Source organism: Providencia sp. CIM-Carb-044, from assembly GCF_033901115.1.
Taxonomy (GTDB): domain Bacteria; phylum Pseudomonadota; class Gammaproteobacteria; order Enterobacterales; family Enterobacteriaceae; genus Providencia; species Providencia hangzhouensis.
This window is the reverse complement of the sequence record NZ_JAXADV010000025.1, coordinates 1-11,969: the sequence shown is the minus strand read 5'-3', so window position 1 is coordinate 11,969 and position 11,969 is coordinate 1. Positions and strand designations below refer to the sequence as shown.

The 11,969-nt window shown below is 55.4% G+C and carries 9 protein-coding genes; 1 reads left to right on the top strand and 8 read right to left on the bottom strand.

What is annotated here, in order from left to right:
• Window positions 1-191: 191 nt before the first annotated feature.
• The 5 genes from SJ312_RS22535 to SJ312_RS22515 all read right to left on the bottom strand — a co-directional run bounded on the left by SJ312_RS22535 (window position 192) and on the right by SJ312_RS22515 (window position 6,577).
• On the bottom strand, window positions 192-569 hold the full coding sequence (locus tag SJ312_RS22535) for an ArsR/SmtB family transcription factor (RefSeq protein WP_000203935.1): 378 nt from the start codon (window positions 567-569) through the stop codon (window positions 192-194).
• A 43-nt stretch (window positions 570-612) separates the two neighbouring features.
• Complete coding sequence (locus tag SJ312_RS22530; RefSeq protein WP_000083351.1) at window positions 613-1,635, bottom strand: cation diffusion facilitator family transporter; 1,023 nt, start codon at window positions 1,633-1,635, stop codon at window positions 613-615.
• A 134-nt stretch (window positions 1,636-1,769) separates the two neighbouring features.
• Window positions 1,770-3,080: an MFS transporter gene (locus tag SJ312_RS22525; protein ID WP_086068405.1), complete on the bottom strand. Its 1,311-nt coding sequence runs from the start codon at window positions 3,078-3,080 to the stop codon at window positions 1,770-1,772.
• A 9-nt stretch (window positions 3,081-3,089) separates the two neighbouring features.
• Window positions 3,090-3,347 (bottom strand): metal-sensing transcriptional repressor, encoded by a 258-nt coding sequence (locus SJ312_RS22520; protein WP_039016764.1) that lies wholly within the window; start codon window positions 3,345-3,347, stop codon window positions 3,090-3,092.
• Between the two features lie 248 nt (window positions 3,348-3,595).
• The gene (locus SJ312_RS22515) at window positions 3,596-6,577 is read right to left on the bottom strand and encodes a Tn3 family transposase (protein ID WP_319868371.1); all 2,982 of its coding nucleotides are present in this window, start codon (window positions 6,575-6,577) and stop codon (window positions 3,596-3,598) included.
• A gap of 396 nt (window positions 6,578-6,973) precedes the next feature.
• Between SJ312_RS22515 and SJ312_RS22510 the strand changes: the two genes are divergently transcribed.
• Complete coding sequence (locus SJ312_RS22510) at window positions 6,974-7,633, top strand: type A-1 chloramphenicol O-acetyltransferase (RefSeq protein WP_000412211.1); 660 nt, start codon at window positions 6,974-6,976, stop codon at window positions 7,631-7,633.
• Window positions 7,634-7,833: 200 nt separating this feature from the next.
• Here the strand turns inward: SJ312_RS22510 and SJ312_RS22505 are convergent, their stop codons facing one another.
• The 3 genes from SJ312_RS22505 to SJ312_RS22495 form a co-directional block, all read right to left on the bottom strand.
• Entirely contained in the window at window positions 7,834-8,211 is a 378-nt protein-coding gene (locus SJ312_RS22505; protein ID WP_000656305.1) for a GNAT family N-acetyltransferase, read from the bottom strand.
• Between the two features lie 66 nt (window positions 8,212-8,277).
• Window positions 8,278-11,244 (bottom strand): Tn3-like element TnAs3 family transposase, encoded by a 2,967-nt coding sequence (locus tag SJ312_RS22500; protein WP_001138064.1) that lies wholly within the window; start codon window positions 11,242-11,244, stop codon window positions 8,278-8,280.
• A gap of 2 nt (window positions 11,245-11,246) precedes the next feature.
• Entirely contained in the window at window positions 11,247-11,807 is a 561-nt protein-coding gene (locus SJ312_RS22495; protein ID WP_000147567.1) for a recombinase family protein, read from the bottom strand.
• Window positions 11,808-11,969 lie beyond the last annotated feature (162 nt).

The window sequence follows — 11,969 nt, the reverse complement described above, 5'->3', positions numbered from 1 at the left end:
CCCCTCTGGAGGCCACGGACGGCGCGGCCTCCAGAGCACTTTGTCGTTTTTGGACGGAAAATCCCTAGAACCCCTTTTGCTTGTGGAGTCTTCTAGGCATTCAGCAAGGCGCGTCGGTGTTTCTCTAGATTGATAGCCAAAAAAAAGCCTACCCCTTGAAGGAGTAGGCCGGCGCGCACTCACACGTTCAGTCAATCGTCGTTTCTGTCCTCCGAAATGTGAACCGCCATGTCCTGCAGTACCTGGCTGACGTGCTGGTCGGCGATGCCGTAGAAGATGTGCTTGGCCTGGCGCTCGCCGCGCACGAGGCGCGCGCCGCGCAACAGGCGCAGGTGATGGCTGACCAAGGATTGCGACAGGTCTAGCGAATCGGCAATGTCGCCCACTGCGACGGATCCGCGCATGCACTGCAACAGGATTTTCAATCGCGATTGGTCGCCCAGCAGGCGGAAGGTCTCGGCCAGAACAGCGACGTCACTTTGCGACAGTGCGAGGACATCAGTGGTCGCGCCGTGGCTGGAGGTCGAACAGTGAGCAATAGCGGAGCTGGTGGTTTTGCGTGATGTCATGGATTCAAACCCTCAAGTGAACTGCGAGCCGGCTCGCACGGCCTCAATGCTTGTGACCAGGAGCGGAGTGGTCATGGTCATGATTGTGCTCACTGTGGCCATGGCCGCTGTGGTCCTGACGGTCTGTCGTGGGTTGCAGGCTGCAGATGTTCTCGTCAGCCTCCGAGTTCCAGTCGATTCCGACTGTGGCGTGTTCGATGCTGAATTGCTCTCGAAGCACCACCTCGACGCGCTTGACCACGGCTCGCGCCTCCTCGTCCACATTGGGTCGAACGTGCAGTGTGGCCATCGTGCGACCGGAAGTGAGTTGCCACACATGAACGTGGCTGACAGCTGCCAGGCCGGGTACAGTGCTCATCAGGCCTTGTTCCACCTTTTCCGGCGAAGCATCCTCTGGCGCGCCTTCCAGCAGGATATGGATCGACTTGGCCAGGAGCTTCCAGGCGCTGCGCAGAATCAACGCTGCCACCAAGACCGACAGAATGGGGTCGATCGGCGTCCAGCCGGTGAAATAGATGACGATCGCTGCAACGATGGCGCCGACAGAGCCCAGCAGGTCACCCATCACGTGGAGAATGGCACCTTTCACATTGACGTGATCGGTTTCGCCGCGGGTCATGATCCACAGCACGAGGACGTTGATCAGTAAGCCGAGCACGGCGACGATCATCATCGGGCCGGCGAGGATGACGGGCGGCGCCTGCAGCCGCTCCCACGCCTCGTAGGCGATCCATGCGACGATCGCGAACAGGGTCACGGCGTTCAGGAAGCCGGCGATGACCTCGAAGCGCAGGTAACCGAATGTGCGTTTGCTGTCGGCTGCGCGGCGACCGAATCGGAAGGCAGCGTAAGCCAGGGCAAGTGCCACGGCGTCGGTCAGCATGTGGCCAGCATCGGCAAGTAGGGCTAGCGAGCCCGACAGCACGCCGCCGACAGCTTCCACGAGCATGAAGCCGAAGATCAGGAAGAAGGAAACCAGAACCTTGCGCTCGTTGGCGCTGGTCACTGTGGGGGTGTGGTCGTGATCATGGTCGTGACCATGGTCATGTGCATGGGATTGGGACATGGGCGCCTCTGCTGGTTGAGTGTTTGACTATGGTGAAAATATAACACATGAATACATGTTCATGTGAAGTATTTTCGCTCACCCTTCCCAGCCGCCGAAGCCATACGTTGTGGTGCCGCAACGAGAAAATGTGCCTATCCTTTCGGCCAGATACGGTGCAGGTCATCCACAATCAGCTGGTGATGGTGCTTGCCTCGGTCTGCGTGTGTGCGTAAATGAGGGTGATCCGGCGGCAAGCTGGGGTGGTCATGCACCACGTCAGAAGGGTCGCTGGCCGGCCACAGCCAGAGCGCCAGCACCACGCCGGCCAAGCCGATCAGAGACATGACAATGAAGGTCGATGGTAAGCCCATGACCGCGCCGAAGCGGCCGGCCAGTGGGTAGCAGATGAGCCAACAGGCGTGCGACAGCGCGAAGTGCGCCGCGAAGATCGCGGGGCGGTCCTCGGCATGGGCCGAGCGGCGCAGAAGACGGCCGGATGGCGTTTGCGCCAGGCTGTAGCCAAAGCCGATGACCAACCACAGCGGCAGCAACAACGCATAGCTCGGCAGCAGTGCGCCAATTCCCGTGCCCACGACCAGTACGGTAGCGCCGGTGAGCATCGCGGCTCGGTCGGTCACCTTTTCCAACAGAGATGGCAGGACAAAGGCTGCCAGCATCGACCCGCCTCCGAATGCCGCCAGCGCCCACGCAACTTCGACCTCGCCCAGGCCGAAGCGCGCCTTCACGAGAACCACCGTGTTCACTATCACCATGGCGCCCGCCGCCGAGACGGCCAAGCTGATCGCCAGCAGGCCCCGCAGGCGTGGCGTAGCGAGGTAGATGCATGTGCCGCGCGTCGTGCGATCCCAAATGCCGCGGCGCGGTCCGGGAGCAGTTGTGGGCAACCGCACGCTGACCACGAGCGCGGCTGAAACGAGGAAACCGAGCACCGCTCCCGTGAATAAATTGTGGAAGCTGATGACGGTTAATAGCGCGGCCGCCAGTATCGGGGAAATCAAACTTTCCAGGTCATAGGCCAGCCGGGACAGCGACAGCGCCTTGGTGTATTCCTCTTCATCGGGAAGGATGTCTGGGATAGTGGCCTGGAAAGTCGGCGTGAAGCCGGCGGATGCCGCTTGCAGGATAAAGATCAGCAGATAGATCTGCCAGACTTCGGTGACGAAGGGCAAACAGATCGCGACGGCCGCTCGTATCAGGTCCAGCGCTACGAGCAATAACCGTCGCGGGAGCCAGTCGGCGAAGGCCTGTGCGACCGGCGCGACCCCCACATAGGCCAGCATCTTGATGGCCAGCGCCGTCCCGAGCACCGCACCTGCATCCGCCCCGGCCAGCTCGTAAGCAAGCAAGCCAAGCGCCACTGTCATCAGGCCCGTGCCAACGAGCGCGATCACCTGAGCGGTGAACAAGTGGCGGTAGGTGCGGTTCTTTAGGACAGAGAGCATCGAGAGGCCTCAGAGCAGTTTAGTCAGCGCCTTCATTTCGGCTAGAACGGAGTCCTCATCATGAGACAGGCAGTGGTCGATGTGGTCATGGATCAGAACCCGCTTGGCCGCTGTGACGGCGCTCTCCACCGCCGCGAGCTGGCGGGCGATGTCGAGGCAGGTTTCTTCTCCTTCGATCATCCCGATGACGTGCCGTAGATGACCCTCGGCGCGCTTGAGCCGCTTCACGAGATCGGGGTGGCTGGTGTGCTTGTGCATTTCTTTCATATGGTGACTATATCCCCCCTGGGGGGATGTAATCAAGGAGTCTGCATCGCTGATTGCGTAGTGGATTAGCCCCACCTCGTCTCTCGATGTCTTGCGCCCGACGCCCTCTCTATGGCGATTGGTGTTCAAAGGAGGTAAGGTTTTCTTCCATATTGGGGTTCTAGGGATTTTCCCCTCTAAAGTAACATAGAATGCTACAGGCTTTGTATTATATAGCCTCCAGCTGTGGGTTACTTTCGTTTCCAAGCTTAATCATCCACGATTGGCTTCGTAATTTCACTAATATCAGGCAATTTTCCGGTATTGGTGAAGTTATACGTCCCGCTTAAGTTGATATTTTGCCATGCAACGGGCGAAACAGCACGAGTGATAGCCGCTTTTTCTTCATCACCTGTCGCTTCAAAGTGTCCCAGAAGATGACTCAGTATCGCGGAGTTGAAGTAGATGAGCGCATTGGCAAGCAATCTTGCGCATTCATTCCAGATAGCGATTTCAGACTCGTTTTTGCCACGGAACTGATCACCATTCACCGACGCAATGGCTCGTCTAAGGAAGTGCCATGATTCTCCCCGGTTCAGGGCACGTTGCACATACTGCCGCAAACTGGCATCGTCGATGTAGTCAAGTAAATATTGCGCTTTAACCAGTCGATTATACTCCGTCAGAGCCTGTAATATTGGGTGTCCAGAAGGGTAACCAGACAGCTTTCTCACCAGCATTGCTTGTGTCGTCCGCTTTGTCTGAAGTGACAGAACAATACGCCTGATATCTTGCCATCCCGTTGTAATAACATTCGTTCTGATAGGCTTCTTTAGCGCCAGTATGGTGCTGCCTTGTTCACTTTCAGTCACATCAAACAGATCGTTGATGACACTATTGAACTGCGCGTATCGAGGTGCAAAGCTGTAACTGCATAGATCCAATAAGGCGAAGTTAACATGATTGACACCGTGCGTATCTGTCGAGAGCACATCTGGTTTGACATCGCTGCTGTTTGATTGCAGCAGATCATAAATATAGTGTGATTCATGCTCGTTAGAGCCGATGATCCGAGCATTGAGGGCGCTGTGGTTGGCCACCAGAGTCATGGCCGTGATCCCTTTATTGGTACCGAAGTACTTTGAGGAATACCGGGTTTTAAACGTTTCCAGATGGGTTTCGAATTTCTGACCATCCGCACTGGCGTGCAACTGGTCCTCCTGAATATGGTAGTGGCGGAAGATGGGTAATGAAGCCACCGCATTATTGATCACGTCGCTGGCATCATGCAGCGTTTCAGGTCGGATATAGTTAGCCTGTACTGTACTCAGGTGTTCATAACTGCGGTCGGAGATCTGCGCCATACCATACACACCACGGTGAGTGGCGTTAGCAATCAGAATGGCCAGTAAATCATCCTGATGAGTAGTTCCCTGTTTTTGTATTGGCAGCACATGTGTCAGGCTTCGCATGAACCCGGTTTCGCGCTCAACATACCGCAGGACATCCGCGATACCGACTGGCTGCATTCGCTTAAAGAAGGGATTGTTGACCAGAGATGTAGCGCCTTTTGTTGGCAGGTGCCAGCGGGTGCCCGAGCGATTTTTCATGATTACATTGCGATTATCTCCCTCATCAATATGGCGCGCCACGTCTTTGAGCGCGCTTTCCAGTCGATGTTGTTTCTCCTGTAACAATGCGTCAACAGGTTGTTTTAGTCTGTCCAGTGTTGATGAGGCCAGCAGTGCATCCTGCGATGTTTGGGGGATCAGGTCGTCTTCCAGTGCCCGGTATTTGGTGACATTTGACAGATAAATACGTCCGTTCAGTCGTGAAGTTAACTGCCGGTAGAGCAGCCATTCATAACGTTGCGGATTAACGTTATCCTGTTTCACCAGCCATGGGAGGTGCTTTTTGGGGATAAGCGACGTATCCATTGTCATCAGTGATTCACCGGATACGATTTCCGTTTGCATCTTTTGAAGTTGGGCGACGACGGCTTCTGAGCCTTTACCGGCCTCACATTCAAGGCACAGGAACACTGGTCTTAACAACTGTTCCAGAAGGTTTCGTTGTTCGTCATAATATTGCCACTGGTACTCTTCCACGGTCCGTTTCTGTTTTTTCAGGTAAAGGCAGAGGGTCTGGATATCCCTGTCATTCATGACCTTCAATGCCTGTTGTCTGACTACTGAGAAGGGCTGATTGTCATCAATATTCTCGTCAACAAACAGGTGAAGTAGCTCTGCCGCTTTCGTGACATTGTCCGCAGCTGACTGCCAGGACAGGAACACTGCTTGTTGTGCAAAGGCGTTGGCGGCTTCCTGTTGTTTTCGGATATGGTAAACAAACCCATCCGTCAGGCGCTCCAGTGCAAGTTGCATGCGCTCTGTCAGATGACACAGTAACCACAGGTGCTGCTGTGAGCGTTTGAAGCGCCGCACTTTACTGCCGTAGTAATCAATAAGGCCGCTGAAGTGTTGTCGATTTTTTAGCGACAGATTGAGCCTGTCCACAACGTCATTTATTTGCGTGTGCCATGGTGCTAACCGGTGGTAAATGGCGAGCTCTTTTTTAAGCTCAGGCACGGTCAGACTTTTGGCACCACCCCTGAGATGGCTCAGACTCAGCCCGTCGTCTTTAGTAGTGATTATGTTGTCCAGAAAGACGTTAAGTTCATTACTGGTAAGTTGATTCAGTTGGAGCGTCAGGTCTTTTCTGACCTGTTGCATTGTGCGGCTTATCAGTCTTTGAAGCACGGAGTACTTAGGAATGGCAATGTTATGGCTGGCAAGGTATTCAATGGCCGCATCAAAGAGGTGTCGAGGCTCCAGCCAGGCATGACCAATGTAAACCAGGTGGTGGCACAGAGCATTGAGGTGCTGTTTTTCATTCCACTTATTGTAATTTAGTAGACGCAGTATCCTTGAGTAAATACGGTCACGCTGCATTTTACTGACACTGAAAGGCCTGATCCCTTTACCTCTTTGAATTTGGGAGGCAATAAACTGCATGTCGATACTGATATCACGGAAACTCGGAGCAATGATCACTGGCTTAGATTTAAAATAGCCCAGAAGCGCCACGAAATAACAACGATGTTTAGTAAGCCTGATAGTACGGCATTCGGCCTGTTCTACATCGTTTAGCGAAAAATACAAACGTTGTTCCTCAATAGAAAACTGAGGTGCTGAATACAAGTCTCGTTGTTCTGCCTGAGTCAGAATCGAGAGTTCATTACTAATTGCCATGATGAATAAACGCCAATATGATTGATGGTGTTTATATAAGATGGCAGAATATTGGAAGGTAACCCACCGCCACAGACCATATAATATAATACCTGTAGCGTTCTATGTTACTTTAGAGGGGAAAATCCCTAGAACCCCATCATACACTAAATCAGTAAGTTGGCAGCATCACCCGACGCACTTTGCGCCGAATAAATACCTGTGACGGAAGATCACTTCGCAGAATAAATAAATCCTGGTGTCCCTGTTGATACCGGGAAGCCCTGGGCCAACTTTTGGCGAAAATGAGACGTTGATCGGCACGTAAGAGGTTCCAACTTTCACCATAATGAAATAAGATCACTACCGGGCGTATTTTTTGAGTTATCGAGATTTTCAGGAGCTAAGGAAGCTAAAATGGAGAAAAAAATCACTGGATATACCACCGTTGATATATCCCAATGGCATCGTAAAGAACATTTTGAGGCATTTCAGTCAGTTGCTCAATGTACCTATAACCAGACCGTTCAGCTGGATATTACGGCCTTTTTAAAGACCGTAAAGAAAAATAAGCACAAGTTTTATCCGGCCTTTATTCACATTCTTGCCCGCCTGATGAATGCTCATCCGGAATTCCGTATGGCAATGAAAGACGGTGAGCTGGTGATATGGGATAGTGTTCACCCTTGTTACACCGTTTTCCATGAGCAAACTGAAACGTTTTCATCGCTCTGGAGTGAATACCACGACGATTTCCGGCAGTTTCTACACATATATTCGCAAGATGTGGCGTGTTACGGTGAAAACCTGGCCTATTTCCCTAAAGGGTTTATTGAGAATATGTTTTTCGTCTCAGCCAATCCCTGGGTGAGTTTCACCAGTTTTGATTTAAACGTGGCCAATATGGACAACTTCTTCGCCCCCGTTTTCACCATGGGCAAATATTATACGCAAGGCGACAAGGTGCTGATGCCGCTGGCGATTCAGGTTCATCATGCCGTTTGTGATGGCTTCCATGTCGGCAGAATGCTTAATGAATTACAACAGTACTGCGATGAGTGGCAGGGCGGGGCGTAATTTTTTTAAGGCAGTTATTGGTGCCCTTAAACGCCTGGTTGCTACGCCTGAATAAGTGATAATAAGCGGATGAATGGCAGAAATTCGAAAGCAAATTCGACCCGGTCGTCGGTTCAGGGCAGGGTCGTTAAATAGCCGCTTATGTCTATTGCTGGTTTACCGGTTTATTGACTACCGGAAGCAGTGTGACCGTGTGCTTCTCAAATGCCTGAGGCCAGTTTGCTCAGGCTCTCCCCGTGGAGGTAATAATTGACGATATGATCATTTATTCTGCCTCCCAGAGCCTGATAAAAACGGTTAGCGCCGGGGTTGGATTTTTCAGCGTTCCAGCTAAGGCTAAGGCATTCCTGTTCAAGCGCAAGCCGGGCTATAAAGCGCATTATCGCTTTACCCGTGCCCTTATTTCGATCGCACTGAGAAACATACAGCTCTTTAATATGCAGCTGACCGCTGTATCGGGGCGAGGGATAAAGAATATTGCAACATGCCAGGCCAGTAATGTTATTGCCGCAGCGCGCTCTGATCACCAGGGTACCGGAAAGCCGGTTGAATAACTTTTTACAGAGATAATCCTTCATCAACGCTTCCTGAATGATACCTTCGCCATAATAGGGGTCGTCTCAGAAAACGGAAAATAAAGCACGCTAAGCCGGTTGCAGAGGCCGTAGCGGCCTGAACTTCCCCGCGCCGATCTTGGCGCTGCTGCGCCATAGGTAATCACCGGTCAGGTTGATGTGCTCCCAGCCGAGTGGCGACAGGTACTGCAATAGCGAGTCATCGACGGCATGACCATTGCCGCGCAACGCATGCGCCGCACGCTCCAGGTAGACCGTGTTCCACAGCACGATGGCCGCCGTCACCAGGTTGAGGCCGCTGGCCCGGTAGCGCTGCTGCTCGAAACTGCGGTCACGGATTTCACCAAGGCGGTTGAAGAACACGGCACGGGCCAGCGCATTGCGCGCCTCGCCCTTGTTCAGCCCGGCATGCACGCGGCGGCGTAGCTCGACGCTTTGCAGCCAGTCGAGGATGAACAGCGTGCGCTCGATGCGGCCCAACTCGCGCAGCGCGACGGCCAAGCCGTTCTGGCGCGGGTAGCTGCCGAGTTTCCTGAGCATCAGCGAGGCCGTCACCGTGCCCTGCTTGATCGAGGTGGCCAGCCGCAGGATTTCGTCCCAATGGGCGCGGACGTGCTTGATGTTGAGCGTGCCGCCGATCATCGGCTTGAGCGCGTCATAGGCGGCATCGCCCTTCGGGATGTAGAGCTTGGTGTCGCCCAGGTCGCGGATGCGCGGCGCGAAGCGGAAGCCCAAGAGGTGCATCAGGGCGAAGACGTGATCGGTGAAGCCCGCCGTGTCGGTGTAGTGCTCCTCGATCCGCAGGTCGGATTCGTGGTACAGCAGGCCGTCGAGCACGTAGGTTGAGTCGCGCAGGCCGACATTGACCACCTTGGTGTGGAATGGCGCGTATTGGTCGGAGATGTGGGTGTAGAAAGTCCGTCCTGGGCTGCTGCCATATTTTGGGTTGATGTGCCCCGTGCTCTTTGCCTTGCTAGCGGTTCGGAAATTCTGTCCGTCCGATGATGATGTGGTGCCATCGCCCCAGTGCCCGGCAAAGGGATGCCGAAACTGAGCGTTGACCAGTTCAGCCAACGCTGTCGAGTACGTTTCGTCGCGGGTATGCCAGGCTTGCAGCCAAGCGAGCTTCGCGTAGGTCGTGCCGGGGCAGGACTCGGCCATCTTGGTCAGGCCCAGGTTGATCGCGTCGGCCAGGATCGTGGTCAACAACAGGTTCTTGTCCTTGGCCAGATCGCCCGATTTCAAGTGCGTGAAGTGCCGGGTGAAGCCCGTCCACTCATCGACTTCGAGCAGCAGTTCGGTGATCTTGACGTGCGGCAGGACCATGGCTGTCTGGTCTATCAGCGCCTGCGCGGTGTCGGGCACCGCCGCATCCAGCGGCGTGATCTTCAAGCCCGACTCGGTGATGATGGCATCCGGCAGGTCGTTGGCTGCCGCCATGCGGTTGACGGTGGCAAGTTGTGCTTCCAGCAGCGTCAGCCGCTCATGCAGATATTGTTCGCAGTCGGTGGCCACGGCCAGCGGCAATTCGCTGGACTGCTTGAGGCTGGTGAACTTCTCGGGCGGTACCAGGTAGTCCTCGAAGTCCTTGAACTGGCGTGAACCCTGCACCCAGATGTCGCCCGAGCGCAGGGAGTTCTTCAACTCGGACAGCGCGCACAGTTCGTAGTAGCGCCGGTCGATGCCGGCGTCGGTCATCACCAGTTTCTGCCAGCGCGGCTTGATGAAGCCGGTCGGTGCATCGGCTGGCAGCTTGCGGGCGTTGTCGGTGTTCATGCCGCGCAGCACCTCAATGGCATCAAGCACGTTTTTGGCGGCGGGCGCGGCCCGCAGCTTGAGCACGGCAAGGAATTCCGGTGCATAGCGGCGCAGGGTGGCGTAGCTCTCGCCGATGCGATGCAGGAAATCGAAGTCATCGGGTTGCGCGAGCTTCTGCGCCTCGGTGACGCTCTCGGCAAAGGAATCCCAGGACATGACGGCCTCGATGGCGGCAAACGCATCGCGGCCTGATTGCTTGGCGTCGATCAGCGCCTGACCGATGCGCCCGTACAGACGTACCTTGGCGTTGATGGCCTTGCCTGACGCCTGGAACTGCTGCTGATGCTTATTCTTGGCAGCGTTAAACAGCTTACCCAGGATGCGGTCGTGCAGGTCGATGATTTCGTCGGTGACGGTGGCCATGCCCTCGGTGGCCAGCGCCACGAGAGTGGCGTAGCGCCGTTGCGGCTCGAATTTGGCCAGGTCGGCGGGTGTCATCTGGCCGCCCTCGCGGGCAATCTTGAGCAGGCGGTTCTGGTGAACCAGCCGCTCGATGCCGGTAGGCAGATCGAGTGCCTGCCATGCCTTGAGGCGTTCGATGTGTTCCAGCATATGCCGCGAATTTGGCTTGGCCGGAGACTGGCGCAACCAAGCCAACCAGGTCGTCTTGCCGTTGTCCCGGCGCTTGAGCAGATCGTCGAGGCGGCGGCGATGCGCGTCCGCCAGTGGTTCGGCCAAGGCGTCGTAGATGCGCCGGTTAGCACGGGTGATCGCCTCGGCACTCGCCCGCTCGACGGCGTTGAGGGCGGGCAGAATGACCGACTGCCGCCGCAGGTGCCCGATCAAGGCGCTGGCCAGCACGATGCCTTTGTCGGTTTGCATCGCCAGCTCGGTCAGCATCTGGACGGCCTGCCGGTAATGGCTCATGGTGAAGGGCCGGAAACCGAACACGGTTTGCAGCTCGCTCAGGTGCTCGCGCCGGGTCTGCTCCCGCTGGCCGTACTCGTTCCAGCTTTCGACGCCGACCTTGAGCTGGTCGGCGACCAGCTTCAACAAGGGCGGGAACGGTAGTTCATCGACGCCCAGGATGACGCCGGGAAAGCGCAGGTAACAGAGCTGCACCGCGAAGCCCAGCCGATTGGCTGGCCCGCGCCGCTGTCGGATGATCGAGAGGTCGGTATCGTTGAATGTGTAATGTCGGATCAGGTCGTCCTTGGAGTCCGGCAACGCCAGCAGGCTTTCCCGCTCGGCGGCGGACAGGATGGAACGACGTGGCATATTTACTGATCCGTTCTCAAGTATTGATACAGGGTTTCGCGACTGATTCCGAATTCACGAGCAAGCTTGGTCTTTTGCTCGCCAGCCTCGACACGTTGGCGCAGTTCGGCAATACGCTCAGACGACAGGGATTTCTTCCTGCCACGGTAAGCCCCGCGTTGCTTGGCGAGCGCAATACCCTCGCGCTGACGCTCGCGGATCAGGGCGCGCTCGAACTCGGCGAACGCGCCCATCACCGAGAGCATCAGGTTCGCCATCGGAGAGTCTTCGCCAGTAAAACTGAGGTGTTCCTTGACGAATTCGATATGCACGCCGCGTTGTGTCAGCGTTTGCACGATCCGGCGCAAATCATCGAGATTGCGCGCCAGGCGATCCATGCTATGCACCACCACGGTGTCGCCGGTGCGGGCGAAGCTTATCAGCGCTTCCAGTTGCGGACGCTTGACATCCTTGCCGGATGCCTTGTCGCTAAAAGCGCGATCAACCTTGACGCCTTCCAGTTGCCGTTCCGGGTTCTGGTCGAAGGTGCTGACCCTGATATACCCAATGCGCTGTCCAGTCATGGAATTCCCTGCAAAATGTCAGGGAAGACTCTATGACCTTCAACGAGATATGTCAATAAATTCAAAATTCAATCCTATCCTGACGCAATTTACACATGGCATCTGACATCAGGTTAGGGTATGCCTCAATCTGACGGCTGCGAACCGCCAGGGACAGGCGCA

Excerpts from the sequence above, each read along its gene's own strand:
- SJ312_RS22520 (WP_039016764.1), bottom strand. The coding sequence starts at position 3,347 with ATGAAAGAAATGCACAAGCACACCAGCCACCCCGATCTCGTGAAGCGG.
- SJ312_RS22500 (WP_001138064.1), bottom strand. The coding sequence starts at position 11,244 with ATGCCACGTCGTTCCATCCTGTCCGCCGCCGAGCGGGAAAGCCTGCTG.
- SJ312_RS22505 (WP_000656305.1), bottom strand. The coding sequence starts at position 8,211 with ATGAAGGATTATCTCTGTAAAAAGTTATTCAACCGGCTTTCCGGTACC.
- SJ312_RS22535 (WP_000203935.1), bottom strand. The coding sequence starts at position 569 with ATGACATCACGCAAAACCACCAGCTCCGCTATTGCTCACTGTTCGACC.
- SJ312_RS22510 (WP_000412211.1), top strand. The coding sequence starts at position 6,974 with ATGGAGAAAAAAATCACTGGATATACCACCGTTGATATATCCCAATGG.
- SJ312_RS22525 (WP_086068405.1), bottom strand. The coding sequence starts at position 3,080 with ATGCTCTCTGTCCTAAAGAACCGCACCTACCGCCACTTGTTCACCGCT.
- SJ312_RS22530 (WP_000083351.1), bottom strand. The coding sequence starts at position 1,635 with ATGTCCCAATCCCATGCACATGACCATGGTCACGACCATGATCACGAC.
- SJ312_RS22495 (WP_000147567.1), bottom strand. The coding sequence starts at position 11,807 with ATGACTGGACAGCGCATTGGGTATATCAGGGTCAGCACCTTCGACCAG.
- SJ312_RS22515 (WP_319868371.1), bottom strand. The coding sequence starts at position 6,577 with ATGGCAATTAGTAATGAACTCTCGATTCTGACTCAGGCAGAACAACGA.